At 63.0% G+C, this 24,395-nt stretch carries 24 protein-coding genes; 19 read left to right on the top strand and 5 right to left on the bottom strand.

The features are described 5' to 3' along the window. The 6 genes from AC0L14_RS01755 to AC0L14_RS01730 are packed head-to-tail and all read left to right on the top strand — an operon-like array spanning position 1 to position 5,607. The gene (locus AC0L14_RS01755) at positions 1-828 is read left to right on the top strand and encodes an ABC transporter permease (protein ID WP_473748478.1); all 828 of its coding nucleotides are present in this window, start codon (positions 1-3) and stop codon (positions 826-828) included. A 1-nt stretch (position 829) separates the two neighbouring features. Beyond that, positions 830-1,633, top strand: a complete 804-nt coding sequence (locus tag AC0L14_RS01750; protein ID WP_127314370.1) for an ABC transporter ATP-binding protein — start codon at positions 830-832, stop codon at positions 1,631-1,633. 6 nt (positions 1,634-1,639) lie between these two features. After that, entirely contained in the window at positions 1,640-2,395 is a 756-nt protein-coding gene (locus tag AC0L14_RS01745; protein WP_473748477.1) for an ABC transporter permease, read from the top strand. A 2-nt stretch (positions 2,396-2,397) separates the two neighbouring features. Next, on the top strand, positions 2,398-3,096 hold the full coding sequence (locus AC0L14_RS01740) for a fumarylacetoacetate hydrolase family protein (protein ID WP_473748524.1): 699 nt from the start codon (positions 2,398-2,400) through the stop codon (positions 3,094-3,096). Continuing rightward, positions 3,062-4,624, top strand: a complete 1,563-nt coding sequence (locus AC0L14_RS01735) for an acyl--CoA ligase (RefSeq protein ID WP_473748476.1) — start codon at positions 3,062-3,064, stop codon at positions 4,622-4,624. Before AC0L14_RS01740 ends, AC0L14_RS01735 begins: the two co-directional genes overlap by 35 nt. Continuing rightward, positions 4,624-5,607, top strand: a complete 984-nt coding sequence (locus AC0L14_RS01730; RefSeq protein WP_473748523.1) for a 2-dehydropantoate 2-reductase — start codon at positions 4,624-4,626, stop codon at positions 5,605-5,607. Before AC0L14_RS01735 ends, AC0L14_RS01730 begins: the two co-directional genes overlap by 1 nt. 77 nt (positions 5,608-5,684) lie before the next feature. On the opposite strand, the gene AC0L14_RS01725 is transcribed toward AC0L14_RS01730, so the two are convergent. Together AC0L14_RS01725 and AC0L14_RS01720 are read right to left on the bottom strand one after the other, a co-directional pair. After that, positions 5,685-6,170 (bottom strand): SRPBCC family protein, encoded by a 486-nt coding sequence (locus AC0L14_RS01725; RefSeq protein WP_123146991.1) that lies wholly within the window; start codon positions 6,168-6,170, stop codon positions 5,685-5,687. After that, positions 6,167-6,532: an ArsR/SmtB family transcription factor gene (locus AC0L14_RS01720; RefSeq protein ID WP_473748475.1), complete on the bottom strand. Its 366-nt coding sequence runs from the start codon at positions 6,530-6,532 to the stop codon at positions 6,167-6,169. Before AC0L14_RS01720 ends, AC0L14_RS01725 begins: the two co-directional genes overlap by 4 nt. A gap of 166 nt (positions 6,533-6,698) precedes the next feature. Here AC0L14_RS01720 and AC0L14_RS01715 point away from each other — a divergent pair, with 166 nt between their 5' ends. Next, a complete protein-coding gene (locus AC0L14_RS01715) occupies positions 6,699-7,055 on the top strand; it encodes an ArsC family reductase (RefSeq protein WP_473748474.1) in 357 nt (118 codons plus the stop codon). A gap of 15 nt (positions 7,056-7,070) precedes the next feature. On the opposite strand, the gene AC0L14_RS01710 is transcribed toward AC0L14_RS01715, so the two are convergent. After that, a complete protein-coding gene (locus AC0L14_RS01710) occupies positions 7,071-8,573 on the bottom strand; it encodes a xylulokinase (RefSeq protein WP_473529499.1) in 1,503 nt (500 codons plus the stop codon). A 40-nt stretch (positions 8,574-8,613) separates the two neighbouring features. Continuing rightward, entirely contained in the window at positions 8,614-9,597 is a 984-nt protein-coding gene (locus AC0L14_RS01705) for a sugar-binding transcriptional regulator (protein ID WP_473529498.1), read from the bottom strand. Positions 9,598-9,735: 138 nt separating this feature from the next. On the opposite strand from AC0L14_RS01705, the gene AC0L14_RS01700 reads away from it, so the two are divergent. Then, positions 9,736-11,064, top strand: a complete 1,329-nt coding sequence (locus AC0L14_RS01700; RefSeq protein ID WP_473748473.1) for a sn-glycerol-1-phosphate dehydrogenase — start codon at positions 9,736-9,738, stop codon at positions 11,062-11,064. A 4-nt stretch (positions 11,065-11,068) separates the two neighbouring features. Continuing rightward, positions 11,069-11,878, top strand: a complete 810-nt coding sequence (locus AC0L14_RS01695; RefSeq protein ID WP_473748472.1) for an HAD family hydrolase — start codon at positions 11,069-11,071, stop codon at positions 11,876-11,878. A 172-nt stretch (positions 11,879-12,050) separates the two neighbouring features. Here the strand turns inward: AC0L14_RS01695 and AC0L14_RS01690 are convergent, their stop codons facing one another. Next, positions 12,051-12,971: a sugar-binding transcriptional regulator gene (locus tag AC0L14_RS01690; protein WP_473748470.1), complete on the bottom strand. Its 921-nt coding sequence runs from the start codon at positions 12,969-12,971 to the stop codon at positions 12,051-12,053. Between the two features lie 155 nt (positions 12,972-13,126). On the opposite strand from AC0L14_RS01690, the gene AC0L14_RS01685 reads away from it, so the two are divergent. From AC0L14_RS01685 to AC0L14_RS01640, 10 genes are all read left to right on the top strand, one after another. Further along, complete coding sequence (locus tag AC0L14_RS01685) at positions 13,127-14,014, top strand: carbohydrate ABC transporter permease (protein WP_473748469.1); 888 nt, start codon at positions 13,127-13,129, stop codon at positions 14,012-14,014. Position 14,015: 1 nt separating this feature from the next. Continuing rightward, positions 14,016-14,888 carry a carbohydrate ABC transporter permease gene (locus tag AC0L14_RS01680; RefSeq protein WP_135935923.1) on the top strand — a complete coding sequence of 291 codons (873 nt, stop codon included), beginning with the start codon at positions 14,016-14,018 and terminating at the stop codon, positions 14,886-14,888. A gap of 59 nt (positions 14,889-14,947) precedes the next feature. Beyond that, positions 14,948-16,453 (top strand): ABC transporter substrate-binding protein, encoded by a 1,506-nt coding sequence (locus tag AC0L14_RS01675; protein ID WP_029355472.1) that lies wholly within the window; start codon positions 14,948-14,950, stop codon positions 16,451-16,453. 307 nt (positions 16,454-16,760) lie between these two features. After that, entirely contained in the window at positions 16,761-17,486 is a 726-nt protein-coding gene (locus tag AC0L14_RS01670) for an SDR family oxidoreductase (protein WP_473488245.1), read from the top strand. A gap of 31 nt (positions 17,487-17,517) precedes the next feature. Next, positions 17,518-18,585: an ABC transporter ATP-binding protein gene (locus AC0L14_RS01665; RefSeq protein WP_473748468.1), complete on the top strand. Its 1,068-nt coding sequence runs from the start codon at positions 17,518-17,520 to the stop codon at positions 18,583-18,585. Between the two features lie 424 nt (positions 18,586-19,009). Further along, complete coding sequence (locus tag AC0L14_RS01660) at positions 19,010-19,321, top strand: helix-turn-helix domain-containing protein (protein WP_123147004.1); 312 nt, start codon at positions 19,010-19,012, stop codon at positions 19,319-19,321. Then, positions 19,318-21,336: a hydrogenase 4 subunit B gene (gene hyfB / locus AC0L14_RS01655; RefSeq protein WP_473748467.1), complete on the top strand. Its 2,019-nt coding sequence runs from the start codon at positions 19,318-19,320 to the stop codon at positions 21,334-21,336. Before AC0L14_RS01660 ends, hyfB begins: the two co-directional genes overlap by 4 nt. Continuing rightward, positions 21,327-22,283, top strand: coding sequence for a respiratory chain complex I subunit 1 family protein (locus AC0L14_RS01650; protein ID WP_473488241.1), 957 nt, complete (start codon positions 21,327-21,329; stop codon positions 22,281-22,283). The genes hyfB and AC0L14_RS01650 overlap by 10 nt, the downstream gene beginning before the upstream one ends. Further along, the gene (locus AC0L14_RS01645) at positions 22,283-22,945 is read left to right on the top strand and encodes a hydrogenase-4 component E (protein ID WP_123147006.1); all 663 of its coding nucleotides are present in this window, start codon (positions 22,283-22,285) and stop codon (positions 22,943-22,945) included. The genes AC0L14_RS01650 and AC0L14_RS01645 overlap by 1 nt, the downstream gene beginning before the upstream one ends. Continuing rightward, positions 22,942-24,390, top strand: coding sequence for a hydrogenase 4 subunit F (locus AC0L14_RS01640; protein WP_473748466.1), 1,449 nt, complete (start codon positions 22,942-22,944; stop codon positions 24,388-24,390). Before AC0L14_RS01645 ends, AC0L14_RS01640 begins: the two co-directional genes overlap by 4 nt. Positions 24,391-24,395: the final 5 nt, after the last annotated feature.

The raw sequence follows: 24,395 nt of genomic DNA, 5'->3' as shown, positions 1-24,395 counted from the left end.
ATGGCCGTAAGCATCAGAACCGACGGCGAGGCTGCCGGCCTCGCTTCCTCATCCTATCGCAATGCAACGGGCGCATCTTGGGACCAGCCGATCCTGCTCAGGCTTGTGTCGATCGCCCTGTTCGCGGGAATCTGGGAGGTGGCCGGGCGCATTCCCGTCAGCTTCGCCTTTCCGACCTTTTCCGACACCGTCGTCGCGTTTTTCGGACTGCTCGCCGACGGGAGCTTGGCAACCGCCTACCTTTCGACACTTCAGCCGCTGGTGCTGGGTGTTGTCCTGTCGGCGTTCCTGGGTGTCGGCCTCGGCACGATCTGTGGCTTGTGGCGCACCGGCGAATGGCTGGTGATCCCCGTGTTTATCGTGCTTCAGGCGGCGCCCGTCGCCGCTTTCATTCCGATGGTCACCTTCGTCTACGGAATAGGCATGACCGCCAAGACGCTCGCCGTCATGATCCTGGCGCTGCCGGTCATCGTGCTCAATACCTACAAGGCCGTGCGCAACGTCAACGAGTCGCTGCTGGTCATGTGCCGATCATTCCTGGGCACAAATTGGCAGACCGTCGCCAAGATCATTCTTCCGGACGCCAGCCCGGTGATTTTTGCCGGCTTGCGCCTCGGCGTCGCTGCCGGGTTCGTCGGCGTGGTGCTCGCCGAATTGCTGATTACCCCGACCGGCATCGGCGACCTCATCACCTTCCACCGCTCGCGCGCAGACTACGCCGAGATGTACGCAACAATCGCCTCGATCATCGCGCTTTCCACCCTGACGCTCGTCTTTCTGCAGTGGGTGGAAGTCCGTGTTTTCAGGCCCGAGAGTAGAGGTGCATAATATGGGCGCGACCGCATTGCGAAATGGACCGTCGCCGGTTCCCGCACCGATCGATTCAATCGTGGAAGTGAGAGGAATCTCCAAGACCTACGGCAATGTCGAGGCGTTGCGCGGCATCGATCTCGACTTTCCCAGGGGCAAGCTGACCAGCCTTCTCGGACCCAGCGGTTGCGGAAAGACGACGCTGTTGAAGATCATAGCTGGCCTGATACGGGCCGATGGCGGCACCGTCGCGATCAACGGCAAGCGCGTCAGCGCACCCGGCCCCGAACGCGCTTTCGTGTTCCAGGACTTTGCGCTGATGCCGTGGGCGACCGTGACACGCAACGTCGCCTTCGGACTGGAATTGCGCGGCACCAACAAGGCCGAGCGCGAGGAGATCGCCCGCCGCTACATCGCCGAGGTGGGTCTCGCCGGCTTCGAGGACAAATACCCGCACGAACTGTCGGGCGGCATGCGCCAGCGCGTCGGCCTGGCGCGGGCCTTGTCGGTCGATGCCGACGTCCTGCTGCTCGATGAACCGTTTTCGGCGGTCGACGAGCAGAACCGGCGGAAGTTCCAGGAAGACCTGATCCGGCTGCGCACCAACCAGAACAAGACCTTCATCTTCGTGACGCACTCGATCGAGGAGGCGGTCTACATTTCCGACCGTATCGTCTTGCTGTCACCGAGACCCGGCCGCGTTTCGCAGATCATTGAACCGGAAATCGACCGCTCCGGCGACCCCGAGCGCATTCATCGCGACAGGCACTATCTCGATACCGTCGATGAGATCTGGCAGGGGCTGAAGCAGTATGTGGAATAACCGGCCATGACCTTGTTTGGCTACCGAATACCAATGATGGCGTCCCTGCTCGTTTGGTGCGTCGTATGGGAAGTCGTTGGCCGGCTCGACCTTGTCTTTCTGCTGCCGCCGTTTAGCGACGTGCTGGTTGCAGCGGTCGATCTCGTTCAAACCCCGTCCTGGCAGAGCGCAACGGTCACGACCCTTCGCGCCTTCGCTATGGGCATGGCCCTGTCGATCGTTATCGGCGTGCCATTGGGCATCCTGATGGGACGCGTCAAGATCGCCGACGACCTGCTCGGCATGTGGGTCAATATCTTTTCAAGCGCACCGCTCTCGGCGATCGTCCCGGTGCTGATGATCCTGTTCGGCTTCGGCGAGAAGACGATCGTTGCCGCGGTGTTCCTGTTTGCGATCTGGATCATCGTTCTCGACACCCGCGCCGGGGTCCGCCATATCTCACCGTCGCTGATCGAGATGGCGCGTTCCTATGGCGCCTCGCGCCCGGCACTCTATAGCAAGATCATCCTGTGGGCGGCGCTTCCGGAAATCCTTGCCGGCATCCGTCTCGGCCTCATCCGCGGCGTCAAGGGCGTCGTCATCGGCCAGTTGCTCGTCGCCATCGTCGGTTACGGCGCGCTGTTCGAGACCTTCTCGCGAAATTTCCGCATGGCCGAATTCTGGGCCTTGACCATCATCCTTTTCGCCTTCGCCCTGCTGATCGCCGAACTGATCGAAAGGGCCGAAGCCAAAGTCGAATTCTATGCAGGAGCGAGACAGTGAACATGCACGGCACGACCTCAAGCTATGTCATCGAACCGACCGCAATCCCCAGAATCCCGGTGGCGGCAACCGACAAAATGTTTCCGGTGCACCGGGTCTATTGCGTCGGGCGGAACTATGCCGCGCATGCAGTCGAGATGGGACACGACCCCAACAAGGAGCCGCCGTTCTTCTTCCAGAAGAATCCTGACAACCTCGATACGACAGGGGAATTTCCGTATCCTCCGGCCTCCAACGATGTCCATCACGAGATCGAAATGGTCGTGGCGCTGAAAAGCGGCGGTACGGATATCCCGGTCGAAAAGGCTCTGGACTGCGTGTTCGGTTATGGCGTAGGTCTCGACATGACGCGGCGCGACCTGCAAGGTAAGGCGAAGGACATGGGCCGTCCATGGGAGGTCGGCAAGGCCTTCGAGGCATCGGCGCCATGCACGCCATTGGTTCCGGCAAGCTCGATCGGCCATCCAACCCAGGGAGCGATTTGGCTGGACGTCAATGGCGAGCGGAAACAGACCGGCGACCTCAACCAGATGATTTGGAAAGTTCCGGAAATGATCAGCTATCTCTCAGGTCTTTTCACGCTGATGCCGGGAGACATCATTCTTTCCGGCACACCGGCGGGCGTCGGCGCGGTTGTTCGCGGTGATGTCCTTCGCGGTCATATCGATGGCGTCGGCGACCTCGAGGTTCGCGTTGTCTGAGACGGCGTCGATCATTGAGCGGCTTGCCGCCGGCGCCGACGATGCGCCGGCGATTTCGGCACCCGACAGGACCACGCTCAGCCATAGCGGGCTGCGCCGCCTGGTCTCCGAAACGGCAGCGCAACTGCATGCGCTGGGCCTCGGCCGTGGCGACCGGGTGGCCATCGTGCTGCCGAACGGGCCGGAGATGGCGACGGCCTTTGTCGCGGTGGCGGCGGCGGCGTCGACGGCGCCACTCAATCCGGCCTACCGGGCCGACGAGCTCGATTTTTACCTGACCGACATCGGCGCCAAGGCAATCCTCGTCGCCGAGGACGAAAGCGGCCCGGCGGTCGCGGTTGCCGAGCGCCTGGGTATAGCTGTGCTCAGGCTCATAGCACTCCGTGACGCGCCAGCCGGAAGCTTTGGGATCGAGGGTGAACCGATCGGCCCGCCGGCTGCGCCCGAATTGGCTGAGGACGGCGACATCGCGCTGTTGCTGCACACGTCCGGCACCACGTCACGACCCAAACTGGTGCCGCTCAGCCATGCCAATCTCGCCGCCTCGGCCGCACATATCGGCGCTACGCTCGGCCTGACAGCCGGCGATCGCTGCCTCAACATCATGCCGCTGTTCCACATCCATGGGCTGATCGCGGCGGTGCTGTCCTCGCTCGCGGCCGGCGGCGGCGTCTTCTGCACGCCGGGCTTCAACGCGCTGCGCTTCTTCCATTGGCTTAGCGAGGCGCGGCCGAGCTGGTACACGGCCGTGCCGACCATGCATCAGGCCATCCTGCCGCGGGCGGCGCGCAATGCCGATGCATTGGCCGCCGCGCCTCTTCGCTTCATCCGCTCGTCCTCGGCATCGCTCCCGCCGCAAGTGATGGCGGAGCTTGAGGCGACCTTCGGCTGTCCGGTGATCGAATCCTACGGCATGACCGAGGCCGCGCACCAGATGGCCTCGAACCGGTTGCCGCCGGGCCTGCGCAAGCCGGGCAGCGTCGGCGCCGCCGCCGGACCGGAAGTGGCGGTGATGGCGCTGGACGGGCAATTGCTGCAGCCCGGTGAGACCGGCGAGATCGTCATTCGCGGGCCCAATGTCACCGCCGGCTACGAGAACAATCTGGACGCCAATGCCACCGCCTTCGCGCATGGCTGGTTTCATACCGGCGACCAGGGCATGCTCGACGATGACGGTTATCTGCGCGTCACCGGCCGGCTCAAGGAGATCATCAACCGTGGCGGCGAGAAGATCTCGCCGCTCGAGGTCGACGACGTGCTGATGGATCATCCGGCGGTGGCCCAGGTCGTCACCTTCGCCACGCCACACGACAAGCTCGGCGAGGAGGTCGCGGCTGCGATCGTGCTGCGCGAGGGCATGGCCGCCACCGAAGGCGACATCCGCAGCTTTGCCGCGCTCCGGCTTGCCGACTTCAAGGTGCCGCGCATTGTCCTGATCTTGAACGAAATCCCGAAGGGCGCGACGGGCAAGCTGCAGCGCATCGGTCTCGCGACCAAACTGGGTCTTGCGAAACCCGGGCTGGGATGATGCGGATCACCATTTTTGGCGCCGGCGCGATCGGCGGCTATCTCGCGGCCAAACTTGCCATGGCCGGCCGCGTCGATCTGTCGATCGTGGCGCGGGGCGCTCATCTCGAAGCGATCAGGACGGCCGGGCTTCGCCTGATCGAAGACGGTCATGAATCCGTCGCCTCTGTCAGGGCCGCCGCGCAGGCGCAAGAGCTAGGTGTCCAGGACTACGTCGTGCTGGCGCTCAAGGCCCATTCGGTCGCACCAGCGCTCGACCAGATCGCGCCGCTGCTGGGCGAGGGGACGGCCGTCGTCACCATGCAGAATGGCGTGCCCTGGTGGTACTTCCACAAGATCGGCGGTTCGCTCGAAGGCACGCGGTTGCAAGCGGTGGATAACGGTGGAGTGATCTGGGACCGGCTTGGGCCGGATCGCGTCATCGGCTCGGTCGTTTATCCCGCGGCCGAGGTGGATGCGCCCGGCCTGGTCCGCCATATCGAGGGAAAACGCTTCTCGCTTGGTGAGCCCTCGGGCGAGAAGAGTGAACGTGTCACGCGGCTTGCCGAGGAGATGGTTGCGGCGGGGCTGCAGGTGCCGGTTCGCGACGACATCCGAAGCGAAATCTGGGTGAAGCTGTGGGGCAATCTCTCCTTCAACCCGATATCCGCGCTGACCGGCAGCACGCTTGCGGCAATCGCTGCCGACGAGGCAACCCGCACGCTTGCCCGCGCCATGATGCTGGAGGCGCAGGCGATCGGCGAAAGCCTCGGCGTCCGTTTCCCGATATCGGTCGACCGTCGCATCAAGGGGGCCGGCGACGTCGGCGAGCACAAGACGTCGATGCTGCAGGATCTGGAACGCGGCCGGCCAATGGAGATCGACGCACTGGTAACGGCGGTCCAGGAGCTTGGCCGGCTGACCGGCCAGCCGACGCCCACCATCGACAGCGTGCTGGCGCTGGTACGCCGCCTCGCCATCGAGCGCGGCTGTTATTCCTCCTGATCCAAAGCCGAGTTCCTTGGCCGCTGGCAATTGAGTGGCCAGGACGACGCCGCGGCCGCATGTGAGAAGACAACGCCTCATATCGTTCTGACATACGCCGCAAGCTGGTCGGCCACTGTTCCCCAGCCGTCGAAAAAGCCCATCTCCTCGTGGTTCTTGCGTGTCGCTTCATCCCGGTGGATGGCTGTCGCGGTGTAGCGCGTAGCCTTGCCTTCCGGCTGCAATGATATGACCGCTGTGATGAATGGGTCCCCTGACGGCCGATAGCCGGGCAGCAACGCATCGGTCCACACCAGCCGCTCGTTGGGCACGATGTCGAGGTAGCAGCAATGCCGGTCGTTGACCTCCTTGCCATCAGGCGACTGCATGCGGGTCCTGAACAGGCCGCCGGGCCTGAGGTCGATCTCGCAATCGGTGACGATCCACGGCTTCGGTGTGAACCATTGCCGAACATGTTCGGGCGTCGTCCAGGCTGTCCACAAAAGCTCGCGCGGCGCGTCGATGACGCGTTCGAGAACGAGGTCGAGTTTTGGGTCGGGTTTGAGCAGCAGGGTCGAACTCATTTGTCTTTCTCCTTGAGTTTTAGGACGTAGTCGTCGAATTGATCGAGACGGCGTTCCCACAGCGCGCGTTGCTCGGCCAGCCAGTTTTCCGCGAGTTTCAGCGGCTCGGGCGCGAGTTGGTAGGTCCTGATCCGGCCAGTCTTTTGCGAGTGCACCAGCCCGCAACCTTCTAAAACCCTGAGATGTTCAATGAAGGAGGGCAGGGCCATGTCGAATGGCTGCGCGAGCTCGCTGACGGAGGCGGGGCTTCTGTTCAGCCGCTCGACGACACGGCGGCGCGTCGGATCGGAAAGTGCCCGGAAGATGCCGTCGATCGGCGGGATGTTCGGACTTGCGGTCTGCAGGGTTGTTGCGGCGGTCATGTCGTCCTCGCGTCACAGCACATAATTTATGTTACTTAGGTAAAGACCTTAGTATTGGCAAGAGCAAAAAATTCTGAGGATGCCTGCGGGGTCGCCGCTGGCAATGTCTGAAGGGTGGTTTACGGTGCGCCAGATTCGATGAGCGATCAGTCCGAGGGCCAAAATTTTGACGATCACCATGTACGGCATCACCAATTGCGACACGATCAAGAAGGCGCGTGTCTGGTTGGAAAGCCACGATGTCGCCTATCGGTTCCACGATTACAGGGTCGAAGGCCTGGAGGCGGATCGGCTCGACGGCTGGTTCGGCAAGGTCGGCTGGGAAATCCTGCTCAACAAGGCGAGCACGACATTTCGAGAACTGTCGGACACGGACAGGCTGAGCCTCGACGAGAACAAGGCCAAGGCGCTGATGCTGGCCAAGCCGACGATGATCAAGCGGCCGGTCCTCGATCTTGGTGATCGTATCCTCGTCGGCTTCAAGCCTGATGTCTATCAGCAGGCGGTGGGCGGGTTGAAGTAGCCGGACGGGATGCTTTCACGCTCCAGTCCGCCAGGCGAATTGGGTCGCGGGGAAGACCTTGGCCTGCCTGGCCGAGAGCGCGTCCCATGCTGCGCGGCAGCTGGGGTCCGGTTCGATCGTCTCGGCGATGCTGGTCATGGCATCCGCCGCCTCAGAAAAACTTTCGAACCATCCGACGCCGACCGCCGCGCTGATCGCTGCGCCGAGGGAGGAGGCTTCGGCATTGTGCCCCTTATGGATCGAGATCCCCGTTGCGTCCGCGATCATCTTTGTCCAAAGCTTGCTGTTGGCGCCGCCGCCGATCGCCACCATTTGCGCCGGCGAAAGACCATGGCTACGCATCTCTTCGAGAGCCCGGGCGGTTTGCAGCGTCATCGCCTCGAGCCCTGCACGATAGAAGTGACCGAGCGTGTGCGAGGGGTGCATGCCGATGAAGCTCGCGCGTGCGCTCGGATCCCAATGCGGGTCCATGCAACCGACCAGGGTGGTGCCGGCGAGAAGTCCGTCGGAGCCGATCGGGACGGCCGCCGCTTCCCTTTCCAGGCGGTCGAAGATCGCCGGATCGGAGCGCCCGCCGGCAAAATTGTCGACGAACCAGTTGACGAAATAGACACCCGCCCGCTGCACTGCTTCGAGGAAATAGCCATCGCCTGTCGGCGAGGTCATGGTACGCCAGAAATCGCCGACCACCGGTTCCCGCGACCAGATTCCCGCTATGATCGCAGTTCCGAGATTGAGATAGACGACGCCGTCGCGCATGGCATTAACGCCGAGCCCGGCGCATTGCCCATCGCCGCCGGCGGCAATCACTGGCGTTCCTTCGGAGAGGCCCGTTGCTGCGGCGGCCGCGGCATCAACCGTCCCGACCCACGTGCCGGACCGCACCGCATTGGGAAGTTGCGACGGCTTGATGCCGAGATGATCGAGGACCGGCTGCGACCATGCCTTACGCGAGATGTCGAAGAGACCGAACGGATCGGCGCTCGTCCAGCTCGCACTTGGTGTTCCCGTCAGTTTCAGCGTCAGATAGCCGTGCACGTCGAGGATTTTCTTCGCATTGTCCAACCGTTCCGGCTCGTTCTCGCGCAGCCATTTCAGGCGGTAGACGACCGGCGTCACATCGATCGGTTTACCGGTGATCGCGTGCAGCCGCTCACGGCCGATCTCCGCCGCGAAACGGTCGACCAGCCCGGCGGCACGTTCGTCGAGCCAGAGGCTCGCGGGTCCGATCGGCTCGCCGGCGCCGTCGATGAGGGCAACGGTCTCGCGCTGGTTGGAGATCGCGATCCCGGCGATGCGTTTCGGGTCGACCGTGCCGACAAGCTGTCGCAGTGCCGCTGTTGCGGCCCGCCACCAGTCAGTGACCTCCTGCTCGACATAATCCGGCCTCGGCCTCATCAGATCGAGCGGCGCGCGGCCTTCCGCCACGGCTTGTCCGTCCCGGCTCCAGGCAATCGCCTTGCAGGATTGCGTGGAACTGTCGAGGCCGACGACAAGAGGTCCGTCGCTGCTGCCCATGATTTGTCCTCCCGAGACGATGGGTTCCACCGAGTGCTGGTTATTCCAAGAGAATGTTTGCGGTGGCCATGTCGGTGACAAAATGTGTCGCATATCCGCCGCCGAGCCCAGCCCTGATCGCCCCCATCTTGCGGGCGCCGCCGGCGGCGCAGATGCGGACGGGCACCGCTTTCAGTTCGTCGAGCGTGATGCCGACGGTGCGTCCGTCGAGCGGCGTTGCGAAAGGGGCTCCTTGAGCGTCGATGAACCGCCCGATGATAACGCCGAGAGCTCCCTGCTCGATCATGCCGGCAAGTGCGGCGGCATCCGATATCCCGGCTCGGGCATAGGTGCTCTCCGGCCCGATATCGCCGATCCCGAAGATGACTTTGCCGGCGGCACGGATCATGCGGAACTGGTTGACGAGCATCGGCTCCTGCATGAGTTGGTCGTGCAGGTCGTCGGTGGAGACGATCGCCGGGGCAAGCAGGTTTATGCAGCGGGCGCCGAGCCGGTTGGCCATCAGCGAGGTGCAGAATTCCGGCGAGAAATCGCTGGTGCCGATCGAGCTTCCCGAGAGCTGGACGACGGTGAGGTTCCGATCATGCCGTAGTCGTGGGATCGAGCGGGCGGCAGCGAGCACCGTTTTCCCCCAGGCAACGCCGATCGTGTCCCCCGGATCGACCATCGACGCCAGCAACCGTCCTGCCGCTTCGCCGATGCGGCGGTCGGCATCGTTGGGATCGAGGTCGGGGATAACCGCCGCGCCGCGAAGCCCGTATTTTTCCATGAGACGCCGCGAGGTCAAGGTGCGGGCAAAAGCGTCGTGGTCGACCTGCACGGCGACAAGTCCGCTTTCTCGCGCCTCCTGCAGATAGTGTACCACGCTCGCCCTGGAGACGTTCATGACCTTGGCCACATCGCTCTGGTTGAGCTGGTCGACATAGTAGAGCCAGGCAGCCCACGCCACCGCGCTGTCGAATTCGGGCGGCAGTGCCGAGAGCCCAGATGGTCGGACCACGTCGATGTCGGCGTTGGCATTCATGTCCCTTTTTCCGCAGGTTTGCGGAACGAAGTCAAGCGTCGCGGGGAAATGCTTGACAAAAGACAGCGATAGGTGACTATTGTTCGATGCGCAGCGCGCCTGCGTCTCGATTAGAGAGTTGCCCCACAAGAGGACGCCATGACCAATCCGGCAGCCGGATCCTGGACGACTTTAATCGACGACATTTTGGACGGGCGCTGGACCAACCCGGAGACCGGGATAAAGGCCGTCGTGCCATATGAGCGGATCGTCATCGAAGGAAGCCTCGAAGGGCGGGCGGCCGATCTCGTTTCTGAGCTCGACCTGGGTGAGCGGTTCACGGTCGTTGCGGATGCCGCGACCTATGATGCGCTTGGCGAACGCGTTGCGCGCGAACTGAAGACGCTTGGCCCCGTCAATGTCGTGATATTGGATCACCCGCATGCCGACATGGCCAACGTCGAAAGCCTGGCCGTCAAACTCGCGGATGCGGATGCCGTGATCGCGGTCGGTTCCGGCACGATCAACGATCTCTGCAAGTTCGTCACCGGAAGGAATGGACGGCGCTACTGCGTGTTCGGGACGGCCGGTTCGATGAACGGCTACACATCGACGACCGCATCCATCACACTTGAAAGCGGCCTGAAGGTATCGCTCCCTTCCCACGCGCCATCAGGCTTTTTCGTCGATCTTGGCGTCTCCGCTGCCGCCCCGACCTATCTGTCGGCGGCGGGGTTCGGGGACTGCCTTTGCCGCTCGGTCGCCCAGATCGACTGGTGGATGTCGCACCGTCTGCTTGGCACTGCCTACCATCAGGTTCCGTTTCTGATCCAGGAAAAGGATGAGGCGGCGCTCAACGAGCGTGCGGCAAAGCTTGCCGAACGCGACATCGAGGCCAATGGCTATCTCTATCGCGTGCTGACGCTCTGCGGCCTCGGCATTTCCTTCACCGGCGTCTCCAATCACGGTTCCATGGGCGAGCATCAAATATCGCACTACATCGACTGCTTCGCCGGCGAGCGTCACCCCGGGACGCTCCACGGCACTCAGGTCGGTGTCGCCTCACTCACCATGGCGCGATTGCAGCAAGCAATGCTTGCAAGCGACCAGCCGCCGGTGGTGAAGGCGACGAGGATCGATCCTGACGACATGGTCCGCCGCATGGGGCCGGCTGTCGCCGCACAATGTCTCGACGAACTGAAGAAGAAGGCCTTCGACGAGAATGCCGCCGCCGCGTTCAACGAGCGGCTGCAGGAGGTCTGGCCGACACTCAGGCAGGAGCTCAAGCAATTCATGGTGCCTGTCGACGAGATGCAGCGCCTGCTGAAATCTACCGGCGGCCCGATTTCAGCCGCCGAACTGGGCACGCCGGCCGATTTCTATCGCGAGGCCGTCGTTCATTGCCGGGAGATGCGCAATCGCTTCTCCTTCCTCGACATTGCTGCGGATGCAGGAATGCTGGAGGATTTTGCGCGCGGGGAAGCCTGACCGGATGCGCGACCTCGCCGAATTCGCACCCGAAACTGCGTCGCGCATGCGTGGCGTCTTCTGCGATATCGACGACACGCTGACGACCGAGGGTCGTCTGCCGGCCGACGCCTACCGTGCGCTCGAACGCCTGCACGAGGCGGGCCTTGTCGTTGCTCCCATTACCGGGAGACCGGCAGGCTGGTGCGACATGATTGCCCGGTTCTGGCCGGTGACCGGCGTGGTCGGCGAAAATGGCGCTTTTTACTTCGCTTATGATCAGGCAACGCGAAAGATGATCCGGGTTTTCGCGGCGAGCGCTGAGGAACGCCGGGAAAACAGGCGCAGGCTCGCCGAACTGGAAAAGCGCATTGTCCAGGAAGTGCCGGGGTCGGCCGTATCGGCTGACCAGCGATATCGCGAAGCCGATCTGGCCATCGACTTTTGCGAGGATGTTCCGGCGCTGCCGCTGTCCGATGCCAGGCGCATCAAGCAGCTTTTCGAGCAGGCCGGCGCTGTCGCCAAGATTTCGTCGATCCATGTGAACGGCTGGTTTGGCCGATACGACAAGCTGTCGATGACGCGCCGCTTTGCGAGCGAGAGGCTGGGAACCGATCTCGATGCTGAAAGGCAGGCCTATGCATTCGTCGGAGACAGCCCGAACGACGCCCCGATGTTCGGGTTCTTTCCGAACTCGTTCGGGGTTGCGAATGTGGTGGATTTCCAGGGACAGATCGACGCCGAACCCGCTTACGTCGCCAGGTCGCGAGGTGGCCGCGGCTTCGTCGAGATTGCCGATGTGATCCTGGCAAACCGGAGGTTAGGGGTGGCCTGATCGGCCGGCGCGAAATGTGCCGCCCGCAAAGACCCAAAGGATGTTCTGCGGCGAAACAGAACCAGGGACGGAAGATTCGATGCCAGTCTGCTTTCAGATGAAAGCGAGCGCAACGCTCCAGGCAACATCGCACAGCAGCTTCGGCTGCCACCGCGATGCCGGCCGGTGGATGTCACAGCGAGCTGCCCGTCTCCTGGTCGGTGATGAGGCCGGTGAAGAACCCTTTTTCCAGGAGCTTGGCCATGATGCCGACCTTGTTCTTTCCGCCGGAAACGAGGATGCGTTTGGGAATGTTCAGCGTGTCGAGAGGATAAACCCCGACAATGCGTTCGTTGACGGGATGGTCGATGAGTTCGGCGTTGCGGTCGAAGAAGTAGCCGAGAAAGTTCCCGATCGGCTTCAGTCTCAGGACGTCGTCGAATTCCTCGTCCGTCATATAACCGACGCTCCGAAGCGTCGAACTGGTCGTGCCGCCGACGCTCATCAGCGCAAGGTCGGCGTTCAACGCCTTCTGGATAACCTCGCGCGCGCTCGGTTGCTGCAGGATCGTCTCGCGGCTTTCGCGGCTGTCGCAGATGATGGGTCCGGGGAGATAGTAGGATTCGGCCTGAGTGCGCTGGGCAAAGACGGCGGCTGCGTCGTATTTATCGATCGACGACCGGCGCGACAGAGAGCCGAGAAGCGGCACGACGGTAACGTTCCTGAGCGCCACCGGTTCGATGTTGGAGGCGAGCCATCTCATGGTACGGCCCCACGCCATGGCGACCGTCATGTCGTCCCTGAGCAGCGTCTCGACGGTCTGCGCGGCATAGATGCCGATCACTTCGGAGAGCCCGAGCTCCGACCCGGTGTCATCAGGCGTGATGCTGCATATGTCGAGCCGGTACTTCCGCCTGAGCTGTTCTTCAATTTCGAGCGCCTGGGACGTCCCGGCGTTGATGCGGATCGAGACGATGCCGCGCTCCTTCGCCTCGGCCAGCAGCCTGTGGATCTTGGTGCGGTTGATCTGCAGCCGCTCGGCGATGGCCTGCTGCGTTTCGCCCAGCACGAAATATTGATGGGCAACCCGAGCCAGCAGACCGATCGACGTCATGAGGGTTCTCCGATGCTGGTGGCGCACCCGTCTGAATGCCGCTGTCGCTGGCCAACAAGTGCTTGCCACGGACATGGTGAAGATATAGCATTTGAACAAATGCACAAGATATGAACATTTGTGCATCGCAAAACGAAGCGGTTCGGGAGGAACGCGTGCGGGTTGCCCAAGCCAGACGTTTCGTCGTTTCGGATCACCCGCTGCCCTGGCTGCTGCCGCTGGTGGCGATCCTGCTTGTCTTCACGGTCTATCCCCTGATCTACAACATCTGGCTGAGCTTCCATGAGTTCGTCCCGCGCCGACGGGCGCTCGAATTCGTCGGAACGGAAAACTGGGTGCAGCTCTGGAACGACGCGCGGTTCTGGCAGTCGCTCGTCATCACCTTCACCTATTTCGCCATCGCGCTGGTCTTTGAACTGGTGCTCGGCATGGCGATCGCGCTGCTCCTCGACAGCGACGGCTTCGGTTTCGGATTCTTGCGCGGCGTCCTGACAATGACGCTTGTCATCCCGCCGGCCATCGTCGGCATGATGTATCTGCTGATGGAGGACCCGCAGTTCGGGGTGATCAGCTACCTCCTGCAGTCGATCGGCCTGCTCAATCCGAACAACCCTATCCTCGCCACGGCGTCGACCGCGCTAGCCGGCGTTCTCGTCGCGGAAATCTGGCAGTGGACGCCGTTCATGGTCCTCATCTTCCTTGCCGGTCTCAGGGCGCTGCCGCCGGAGCCTTACGAGGCCGCGATGATCGACGGCGCGTCGTCGTTCCAGATTTTCCGGCGCATCACCCTGCCGATGATGTCGAAGGTGATCGCGATCGCCGTGCTGGTCCGCGGCATCGATCTCTTCCGCGTCTTCGATTACGTCTTCGTCATGACCTCCGGCGGGCCGGGAGCGTCGACCTACTCGCTGTCCCTCTATGCATGGCAGCAGACGTTCAGCTTCGTAAAATGGGGCTATGGAGCCACGCTCAGTCTCGTCACCCTGGTGATCATCCTCGTCATTGCCAATCTCTTCATCCGTATCGCGAAGGTGAGATGGTAAAATGAACGGCTCCTTCTCGACGCGCATGCTTCGCACCATCGCCGCCTGGGTTGTGGTCGCAGTCTTCTTCTTTCCGATCTACTACTGGACGTCGGTGGCGTTCAAACACGGCAATGACATCTTCAACCGGCCGCCGAAACTGTTCGCCTTCACGCCGACCTTCGACAATTTCCAGAAGGTGTTCGGGATTTCGCTGGGCAGCGGCGGCATCACCGTGACGCCGGGCGGCGGCAACTTCTACATGGCGCCCCGCGTCTGGGATTCGATCGTGATCGCGACGCTGTCGACCGTGCTCGCCGTCGCCATCGCCACGCTTGCCGCCTATGCCCTGTCGCGCATGAACTTCCGCGGCCGGCACAGTTTTGTCGGATGGGTGTTGTCGACGCGCATGATGCCACCCGTCGCGGTCGCGGTTCCGATGTTCTTTATCTACAAGAATTTCGGTCTCATCGACACCTATACCGGCATGGTGCTGATCCACGCGCTGATGAACCTGCCGCTCGCCGTCCTCCTGATGAAGAGCTTCTTCGACGACATTCCGTCGGAGATCGACGAGAGCGCCATCGTCGATGGCGCCAGCCGCTTCATGATCTTCCGGCGGATCGTGCTGCCGATGGCCAAGGGCGGCATCGCCGCCACGGCGGTGCTCTGCTTCATCTTCAGCTGGACCGAATTCCTGTTTGCGCTGACCCTGACCACCACGTCGGTCAAGACCGTGCCTGTCGTCTCGTCGACCTTCGTCACCTCGATCGGCACCGCCTGGGGCAACATGGCCGCGCTTGGCGCCGCATCCATCATTCCCGCTTTCATCTTCATTCTGTTGGTTCAAAAGCACCTCGTGCGCGGTCTCACGATGGGATCGTTGAAACAATAGATGGGAGGCTCGAATTCGCAGCCTTGTGAAAATCGCGAATTAAACCGGAGGAGTAGACAATGAAAGACAGCATCAGAAAGGCGCATCTTGCCTCTGTCACTGACCGCTTCGTTCGCGGACAGATGGACCGGCGCTCGTTTCTTCGCGCAGCAAGCATTCTCGGCCTCGGCGCCGGCGCGCTCGGCATGGGCCTGGGACGACGTCCGTTCTACGGCATCAGCCAGGCATCGGCTCAGGAACAGGAACTAAAGCCCAGCGCCGAAATCACTAAGTGGCTCTCGGATGTCGGCAAGCCCTTTGCCGGAACGACGCTTCGTCTCGCCACCGAATCGACGCCGCCGTCGAATGCCATTGCCACGCAACTCAAGCAGTACTTCGAGGAGGCTACCGGCATCAAGGTCGAGATCGAAGTGCTGCCGCTCGAGCAGGTGCTGCAGAAGCTGACGCTCGACGTGGCTTCGAGCCTCGGCACTTACGACCTCTACTATATCGACCAGAGCTGGGCGGCGAGCTTCAGCCAGGACGTCTTCGATCCGCGCGAGCAGCTCAAGAACGCCGACCTGGCAATGCCGAACTACAACATCGACGACTTCCTGAAGCCGCTCGTCGACGGTATCGCCATGTACGAGGACCGCATGGTCGGCGTGCCCTACGACATCCCGATCTTCATCATGCAGTACCGCAAGGACGTCTGGGACGAGCTCAAGCTGCCGCCTCCGGCCACGCTGGACGATTTGCTGAAGGCGTCTGCGGCGATCACCGACGCCAAGGGCCCGAACATGTACGGCACCAGCGGCCAGATGAAATCGGGCCATTACAGCCTCGAATGCGATTGGACGGCGTGGCTTTGGGGCCATGGCGGTTCGATTTTCGGCCCCGACGGCAAGTTCACCGGCAATGACGAAGCCGGCTTGGCCGCCATGGCCTACTGGGACAAGCTCAAGGCGACGATGCCGCCCGGGGTCGACGGCTGGACATGGGATGGCGAGGGCCAGTCGGTCGGCCAGGGCGTCGCCGCCTCGATGCTGTCCTGGGGCGAATTCTTCCCGTTCTTCGACGATCCCAAGGCCTCCAAGGTCTCCGGTCTGATGGAAGCGATGGTTCCGCCGAAACCTGCCGCCACGCTGCGCACCGTCGAGCAGACCGGATTCGGCGAAATTCCGGGCGTTGGTCACCAGGGCGGTTCTTCGCTCGCGGTGTCGAAATACTCGAAGAGCCCGGACGCCGCCTGGATTTTCATGCAGTGGGCGACCTCAGCCGATACCCAGGCGCTGATAACCGTTCTGGGCGGCGGTACGGGGCCAACGCGCACCAGCGTCTATGACGATCCGCGCGTGCTGGCCAATGCGCGTGTCGGCGCCGGCACGACCCGCCATTTGCCGGTCGTGCGCGACACCATCGCCAACTACATGGGATCCGAGCCCGACTTGCCGGCGTGGGCAGAACTCTCGAGCGACATGATCCCGGTTGCACTGGGCAAATACTTCGCCGGCCAGTCTGGCTCGGCCAAGGAGTCGCTCGACGCCCTGAAAACCCAGGTCGACGATCTCGTCGCCAAGGGCTGAATGTTCCCGGGGGGGGGGGGGGGGGGGGGGGGGGGGGGGGGGGGGGGGGCCGCCCCCCCCCCCCCCGGCGGGGGGGGGGGGGGGGGGGGGGGGCGGCGGGGGGGGGCGTGGGGGGGGGGGGGGGGGGGGGCGGCGCCGGCCCCCCCCCCCCCCGCGCCGCCGCCCCCGCGGCACCCGGCCGCCCCCCCCCGCCCCCCCCCCCCCCCCCCCGCCCCCCCCCGCCGCCCCCCCCGCCCCCCCCCCCCCCCCCCCCCCCCCCCCCCCCCCCCCCCACCCCGGGTATCGACAATCCCCAAGAGGAAAAGCAATGGCTGGAAAACAGCTCGTAGCAGTGACAGGAGCGAGTTCTGGTATCGGCGAGGCGGTCGCCAGGGTGTTTTCGCGCGCCGGCCATCCTGTTCTGATGATGGCCCGCCGTCTGGAGCGCATGGAGGCGCTGAACCTCCCCAACAGCATGGCCCGGCAGGTCGACGTCCGCGACCGCGCCGCAATCGCAGCCGCCGTGAAGGAGGCGGAAGCAGAATACGGACCGGTCGACATGCTCTTTGCCAATGCCGGCATCGCGCGTCTTGCCGACATAGGCCGCCAGCCGCCCGAGGAATGGGACGAGATGATCGACATCAACACGAAAGGCGTGCTGAATTCGGTCCACGCCGTGATGTCGGGCATGATGGAGCGCCGTCATGGAACGCTGTTCATGATGAGTTCGATCGCCGGCCGAAAAATCTATCCGGATCATACCGTTTACTGCGGGACGAAATTCTTCGTTCACGCCGTGTCGGAATCGCTGCGCGACTATCTTTCCGACTATGACGTCCGCGTGGTCGTGCTTTCGCCCGGGGTGATCGAAACCGAAGTTCTGAGCGGCGTCCTCGATCCGCAGACGCTCGCCAACTACAAGGCCAATAAGCTCAAGATCGGCGGCGGCATCGGACCGGAGCACGTCGCTGACCTCATGCTGCACACCTACCAGATGCCGCAGAACGCTCTCGTGCAGGAAATCGTCATCACGCCGACCAGGCAGAAATACTGACGACCCGAATCCGGGCTTCTGGAGAGAGAGAATGGCTACCGTAGAATATAAGAACATCGCCAAGAGTTTCGGGCATGTCGAGGTGATGAAGGACATCTCCTTCGGCATTGCCGACCGCGAATTCGTCGTCCTTCTTGGGCCGTCTGGCTGCGGAAAGACCACGCTCCTGCGCATGACAGCCGGGCTCGAGCGAGTGACCAACGGCGATCTGTTGATTGGCGACAGGCGGGTCAATGACGTTCACCCGCGCGATCGCGACATCGCGATGGTGTTCCAGAACTACGCGCTCTATCCGACGATGAAGGTGTTCGACAATATCGGCTTCAGTCTCGAAGTGGCGAAAGTGCCAAAGGCCGAGATCAGGAAGAAGGTCGAATGGGCGGCGGAAATCCTGAATCTCACGCCCTACCTCGGCCGCTATCCCAAGGAACTGTCGGGCGGCCAGCGCCAGCGCGTCGCCATGGGCCGCGCCATGGTGCGGAATGCCGCCGTCTTCCTTTTCGACGAGCCGCTCTCCAACCTCGACGCGAAGCTGCGCACGCATATGCGCGTGGAAATCCGCCAACTCCACAACCGTCTCGGCACGACCACGATCTACGTCACCCATGACCAGATCGAGGCGATGACGATGGCTGACAAGATCGTGCTGATGCACGCCGGCAGGATCGTGCAGATCGGCACGCCCGACGAGGTCTACGAACGCCCGAACTCGAAATACGTCGCTGATTTCATCGGCTCGCCTTCGATGAACTTCATCGCCGGCGCTGTCGAGACCGCGGGCGGCAGTCCTCGCTTCGTCGCCGAAGGCGTGTCGATCGGCCTCTCACCTGAGATCAAGGCGAAGCCAGGCCAAAAGGTCATCATGGGCGTGCGTCCGCACGATCTCGGCATTTCGGATGCGGGTGAGATCAAGGGCGAGGTCGTGCTGTCCGAAACGACCGGCGCGGACGTCCAGATTCATTTGCGTGTGGCGGGATACGACGCCGTCGCCGTGGTGCCGCGTGACGAGCGCCGCAACGCCGGCGCCGCGATCAACCTTTCGGTACTGCCGGGCAAGGTGCACCTCTTCGATGCGGCCACGGAACTGCGTGTCGCCTGAACAGATTCGCGGTGCCGCGCGCCCGGCCATCGCGCTGGCGACTGAGTAACTGCACGCGTGAGCAGCCGTTGCAGGGTGGCTGCACTCTTTGCCTAAGGAGATGGTGCAGCCGCCGCGTCTTCCACGTCGAGAGAATCTTCGATTGCTTCCGGATTCCGGGCGATGGTCCAGAGGAGAGTATTCGCCGCTGCATCCGGTTGCGATATCTTTAGCGCGGGCCGCGCGGCCACGACCTATGGCCTTCCTATGTCAGCGGCCCCGCCATCTTGGTTTGATTGCGGGGAACGCCCGGATGTTCGCCCGTCATCTCATCCGGGTCGTCGGCAAATAGATGCCTCATACATCAGTAATTGACGGTAGCACATTTCAATGTATGCTGCAACGCTGAGACATCATGTCTCAAAGCTGAGCCGAAGGGTCGCCGGTGATAACTGCACCACAATTGCGCGCCGCCAGGGCGCTGCTCGGTATCGACCAGCGCAGGCTTGCCGAGTTGTCCGGCCTTTCGGTCCCGACAATTCAGCGCATGGAAGCCAGCGAGGCGATGATCCGGGGCAATGTCGATTCGTTGATGAAATTGATTGCAGCACTTGAGGCTGCCGGCATCGAGTTGATCGGGGAAGGCGCGACCAGCCAGGCTGGCGGACGGGGCGTGCGGCTGAAGGCGGGGCTCAATCCAGCCAGGATTTCAGGCGCCGACGAAGCGGAAGCCGAGGTCGGCGGGGGCCTGCCGTGACGTCGATCGTTGCCCTTCTTTTGTGGGGTGTCGCCGCGTTTTTGGGAACCGCCGTACTGGCTGTCGCCGTCAGTCGGCGCGGCTCGGCGACGCATCTGGTCTATGGCGCAACCCTTGGCATCTCGGCCGTCATGTTCGCGATCGCCGCAGCAGAGCTGACAGGCGATCCTGCCGGCGTGTCCACTGTTACGCTGCCACTCGGACTGCCGTGGATCGGCGCTCATTTCCGTCTCGACGCGCTGTCGGCATTCTTTCTGGTCGTCGTCAATCTGGGCGGCGCTGCGGCCAGCCTCTATGGGCTTGGCTACGGCCATCACGAATCTGCGCAACACCGGGTGCTGCCGTTTTTCCCGGCCTTTCTTGCCGGCATGACTCTTGTCGTGCTGGCCGACGACGCCTTCACCTTCCTGCTGTCCTGGGAGTTCATGTCGCTCGCCTCGTGGGCGCTCGTCATGGCGCACCATCGCGAACAGGACAATACCCGGGCAGGCTACATCTATCTGGTGATGGCGAGCTTCGGCACATTGGCGCTGCTGCTCGCTTTCGGCCTGCTGGCCGGACCGGACGGAACCTACACATTCGACGCGATGCGTGCCGCCGAGCCAAGCCGGTTCGTTGCCGCAGCCGCCCTGGTTCTCATGCTGCTCGGCGCCGGCTCCAAGGCCGGCCTTGTCCCGCTCCACGTCTGGCTGCCGCTCGCTCATCCGGCGGCGCCAAGCCATGTCTCGGCCCTGATGAGCGGCGTCATGACGAAAGTCGCCGTCTATGGCTTCATACGCGTCATTTTCGACCTGCTCGGTGAGCCGGCATGGTGGTCTGGCGTCGTCGTGCTTTTCCTCGGCGGCCTGACGGCGGTGCTCGGCATCCTCTACGCCTTGATGGAAAAGGACCTCAAGCGGCTCCTTGCCTACAGCACCATCGAAAACATCGGCGTCATCTTCGTTAGCCTTGGCCTTGCGCTCGCCTTCAAGGCCAATGCGATGCCGTCGGCCGCCGCACTGGCGCTCACCGCAGCACTGTTCCACGTTCTCAACCATTCCTTTTTCAAGAGCCTGCTGTTTTTCGGCGCGGGCGCCGTGCTCACAGTGACCGGCGAGCGCAACATGGAGAAGCTTGGCGGTCTTATCCATCGCATGCCGCTGACCAGTTTTGTCTTTCTCGTCGGCTGCGTTTCGATCTCAGCACTTCCGCCCTTCAACGGCTTCGTCTCCGAATGGCTGGCCTTCCAGGCCATCCTGCAGAGCCCCGATCTGCCGCAATGGGGCCTGAAGGTCATGGTGCCCGCTGTCGGTGGCCTGCTGGCATTGTCGGCGGCGCTGGCCGCCGCCTGTTTCGTAAAGGCGTTCGGCATCACATTTCTCGGCCGGCCACGCTCCGTGGCGGTGGAGCAGGCGCAGGAGGTCGACCGCTACTCACTGGCGGCGATGTTCGTTCTCGCGGCCCTTTGTCTGCTTGCCGGTATTCTGCCGGGCCTGATCATAGACGGTCTGTCACCGGTGACGCTTTCGCTGATCGGCAGCCGCATGCCGGTGCAGATGGCGCAGCCCTGGCTGTCGATCGTGCCGATCGCCGAGAGCCGCAGCTCCTACAACGGCCTGTTGGTGTTTGTGTTCATTGCAATCTCCGCATCGCTTGCGGCGTTCGTCATTCACCGCTTCGCCTCGCATGCGCTGCGTCGCGGCCCCGCATGGGGTTGCGGCTTTCCCGACGTCACGCCGGCCGCGCAATATACGGCCGTCAGTTTCGCGCAGCCCATTCGCCGCGTCTTCGGCACATTCGCATTCCGTGCCCGGGAAAAGGTGGAAATGCCACCACCGGGCGCCACCGGGCCGGCACGCCTCACTGTGGAAATCCACGATGTGATCTGGGAGACATTTTACCAGCCGATCGCTGGCGCTGTCGGCTATGCGACCGAGAAGCTGAACCATCTGCAGTTCCTGACCATCCGGCGCTATCTGACCCTGGTCTTCCTCTACCTCGTCACCTTGCTTCTGGTGCTCGCGCTATGGCCCTGATCCTTGAACTGGCCGTCCAGGGCGCGCAGATGGTGCTGGTGCTTTTGCTGGCACCGCTGCTGACCGGCTTCGTGCGCAAGGTGAAGGCGAGACTGCAGCGCCGCCGGGGACCTTCGCTGTTCCAGCCCTACCGCGATCTCCTGCGGCTGATGCGCAAGGAGGTCGTCCTGGCGGACAACGCATCCTGGCTGTTTCGCGTCATACCCTACCTGATCTTTGCCGCCACCTGGGTCGCCGCCGCGCTCATCCCGACATTCGCAACCGGCCTCACCTTCAGTTGGACCGCCGATCTCATCGCCATTGTCGCGCTGCTCGGCAGCGCGCGGTTCTTCCTGGCATTGGCGGGCATGGATGTCGGTACGAGCTTTGGCGGCATCGGCGCGAGCCGCGAGGTGATGATCGCTTCATTGGCCGAGCCCGCCATGCTTTTGATCGTGTTCAGCCTGGCGCTCGTCGCCGGCGCGACGCAACTCTCCACCGTCGCCGCCGTCATGGCTTCGCCGGATGTCGGCCTGCGGGTCTCTCTTGGCATGTCGCTGATCGCTCTCGTCATGGTGGCGCTCGCCGAAAACGCCCGCATACCGGTCGACAATCCATCCACCCACCTGGAACTCACCATGGTTCACGAGGCGATGATCCTGGAATATTCCGGCCGCCATCTGGCGATGATCGAGTTCGCCGCCTTCCTCAAGCTGCTGCTCTATGTGTCGCTGATTTGCTGCGTCTTCATTCCGTGGGGGCTGGTGACCGCTCGGGCCGGACCAGGGTCCTATGCTCTGGGCGTCGTTATCTACATCGGCAAACTTGCCGCCTGCGGCATTCTGCTTGCCGTGTTCGAGACCGCCATCGCCAAGATGCGCGTCTTCCGCGTCCCGGACTTCCTCGGTGCCGCCCTCATGCTGGCGCTGCTCGGCACGCTCTTGCTGTTCGTCTCACGGAGCCTTTGATGAACGGTCTCACCTTCGACATCGCTCATCTGCTCGCCGGTGGGCTGGTGCTGGTCAGTTTCATGATGCTGTATCAGGATCGCCTGTTTGCGCTGATCAACGTCTTTGCGCTTCATGCGATCGTGCTCGCTTCGTCCGTGGCCTGGCAGGCCTACGTCCAGGACGCCCATCACCTTTATGTCACCGCGGCGATCGCCCTCATTTTCAAGGCGATCGTCATTCCCGTCGGGCTTCATCGCATCATCCAGCGGCTCGGCATCCACCGCGACATCGAGACCGCCGTCGGCATCGGTCCGACCATGCTTGCCGGCATCGGTCTGGTGGCTTTGTCGATGGTGCTGATGCTGCGGGTCACACCCGAAGCCGACCCGCTCGCCCGCGAGGATCTCGCATTCGCGCTGTCGATAATATTGCTGGGCCTGCTGGTGATGGTCACCCGCCGCAACGCCGTCAGCCAGGTTGTAGGCTTCATGTCGCTCGAGAACGGCCTGGTGCTGGCCGCCACCGGCGCCAAGGGCATGCCGCTGGTCGTCGAGATCAGCGTCGCCTTCTCGATCCTGATCGCCTTCATCGTCATCGGTGTCTTCCTGTTCCGCATCCGCGAGCGGTTCGACTCGGTGGATGTCGGCGCGCTCGACGACTACAGGGGAGAACGCCGTTGACCGCTCCCTTCGACGCGGTGGCCGCCATCCTGCTGATACCCGTCGGCGCGGCCGCACTTCTGGCGGCGCTGCCGAACTACCGGATGTCGGCAGGCCTGAATGTCGCCGCGAGCTTCCTGACCTTGCTCGCCGCGCTGTCGCTGTTCGTCACCGATCGGCCGCAGCCAGGCCAATACCTGCTCGTCGACGATCTCAACATCGTTTTCATCGTGCTCAACACATTCGTCGGCTTCACCACCAGCGTGTTCAGCGCCTCCTACATTGCGCACGAACTGGAGACCGGCCGGCTGACCGCGCCGAACCTGCGATTCTATCACGCGATGTACCAGATCATGATGTTCGGCATGAACCTCGCCTTCGTGTCGAACAATATCGGTTTGATGTGGGTGGCAGTGGAGCTTGCGACGCTGACCACCGTGCTGATGGTCGGCATCTATCGCACGCATGAAGCGCTGGAGGCGGCCTGGAAATATTTCATCCTGGGAAGCGTCGGCATCGCGCTTGCGCTGTTCGGCACCATCCTCGTCTACATGGCCGCACAGCCGGTCGTCGGCGAGGGCACCAACGCCATGGTCTGGACGGTGCTCATCGAACAGGCGGCGTATTTCGACCCGGCTTTGCTCAACGTCGCCTTCGTCTTTCTGCTGCTCGGCTACGGCACCAAGGTCGGCCTTGCTCCCTTGCATGCCTGGCTGCCCGACGCGCATGCCGAAGGCCCGACGCCGATCTCGGCGGTGCTCTCGGGCTTGCTGCTGAACGTCGCACTCTATGCCGTGCTGCGCTTCAAGCTGTTGCTCGCGGCAAGCCCGGAGGCGATAGCCCCGGGACCATTGATGGTCGCAATGGGGCTCACCTCGCTCATCTTCGCGGCCTTCATGCTTTACCGCCGCCGCGACATCAAACGCCTGTTCGCCTACTCCTCGATCGAGCACATGGGCATCATCGTGTTCGCGTTCGGCATGGGCGGCCCGCTCGCGAACTTCGCCGGCCTGCTGCACATGGTCATGCACAGCCTGACCAAGTCGGCGATCTTCTTCGCGGTCGGGCACATCGCGCAGGTCAAGGGAACACAAAAAATCGCCGACATCAGAGGGCTGACGGAAACGCATCCCGGACTCGGTTGGGGGCTCGTCATCGGCGTCGTTGCCATTGCCGGTCTGCCTCCGCTCGGCATCTTCATGAGCGAATTCCTGGTCGTCAGCTCGACCTTTGCGAGGCAGCCGCTTCTGGCGATCCCACTGGTGTTCGGGCTTCTCATCGCCTTCGGCGCCCTGCTGCTGCGGCTGACTGGCGTCGCCTTCGGCGAGCCGCGCGGCGGCACCGCGCCCGTCGAGGCATCCTACGTGCCGATGTATTCCCACCTGGCCCTGGTGTTCGGCGCCGGCATCTACCTGCCGGCGCCTCTGGTCACCTGGTTCCAGCACGTCGCGACCATCCTGGGATGAAACGG

This window comes from Mesorhizobium sp. WSM4841, assembly GCF_055811515.1.
This window is presented reverse-complemented; position numbering and strand designations above follow the sequence as displayed.

Bases quoted from the DNA above. Each gene is read 5' to 3' on its own strand.
- AC0L14_RS01695 (WP_473748472.1), top strand. From the start codon at position 11,069: ATGCGCGACCTCGCCGAATTCGCACCCGAAACTGCGTCGCGCATGCGT.
- AC0L14_RS01665 (WP_473748468.1), top strand. From the start codon at position 17,518: ATGGCTACCGTAGAATATAAGAACATCGCCAAGAGTTTCGGGCATGTC.
- AC0L14_RS01700 (WP_473748473.1), top strand. From the start codon at position 9,736: ATGACCAATCCGGCAGCCGGATCCTGGACGACTTTAATCGACGACATT.
- AC0L14_RS01720 (WP_473748475.1), bottom strand. From the start codon at position 6,532: ATGACCGCCGCAACAACCCTGCAGACCGCAAGTCCGAACATCCCGCCG.
- AC0L14_RS01650 (WP_473488241.1), top strand. From the start codon at position 21,327: ATGGCCCTGATCCTTGAACTGGCCGTCCAGGGCGCGCAGATGGTGCTG.
- AC0L14_RS01680 (WP_135935923.1), top strand. From the start codon at position 14,016: ATGAACGGCTCCTTCTCGACGCGCATGCTTCGCACCATCGCCGCCTGG.
- AC0L14_RS01670 (WP_473488245.1), top strand. From the start codon at position 16,761: ATGGCTGGAAAACAGCTCGTAGCAGTGACAGGAGCGAGTTCTGGTATC.
- AC0L14_RS01755 (WP_473748478.1), top strand. From the start codon at position 1: ATGGCCGTAAGCATCAGAACCGACGGCGAGGCTGCCGGCCTCGCTTCC.
- AC0L14_RS01745 (WP_473748477.1), top strand. From the start codon at position 1,640: ATGACCTTGTTTGGCTACCGAATACCAATGATGGCGTCCCTGCTCGTT.
- AC0L14_RS01710 (WP_473529499.1), bottom strand. From the start codon at position 8,573: ATGGGCAGCAGCGACGGACCTCTTGTCGTCGGCCTCGACAGTTCCACG.
- AC0L14_RS01690 (WP_473748470.1), bottom strand. From the start codon at position 12,971: ATGACGTCGATCGGTCTGCTGGCTCGGGTTGCCCATCAATATTTCGTG.
- AC0L14_RS01645 (WP_123147006.1), top strand. From the start codon at position 22,283: ATGAACGGTCTCACCTTCGACATCGCTCATCTGCTCGCCGGTGGGCTG.
- AC0L14_RS01735 (WP_473748476.1), top strand. From the start codon at position 3,062: ATGGCGTCGGCGACCTCGAGGTTCGCGTTGTCTGAGACGGCGTCGATC.
- AC0L14_RS01750 (WP_127314370.1), top strand. From the start codon at position 830: ATGGGCGCGACCGCATTGCGAAATGGACCGTCGCCGGTTCCCGCACCG.
- AC0L14_RS01740 (WP_473748524.1), top strand. From the start codon at position 2,398: ATGCACGGCACGACCTCAAGCTATGTCATCGAACCGACCGCAATCCCC.
- AC0L14_RS01725 (WP_123146991.1), bottom strand. From the start codon at position 6,170: ATGAGTTCGACCCTGCTGCTCAAACCCGACCCAAAACTCGACCTCGTT.
- AC0L14_RS01730 (WP_473748523.1), top strand. From the start codon at position 4,624: ATGCGGATCACCATTTTTGGCGCCGGCGCGATCGGCGGCTATCTCGCG.
- AC0L14_RS01705 (WP_473529498.1), bottom strand. From the start codon at position 9,597: ATGAATGCCAACGCCGACATCGACGTGGTCCGACCATCTGGGCTCTCG.
- AC0L14_RS01675 (WP_029355472.1), top strand. From the start codon at position 14,948: ATGAAAGACAGCATCAGAAAGGCGCATCTTGCCTCTGTCACTGACCGC.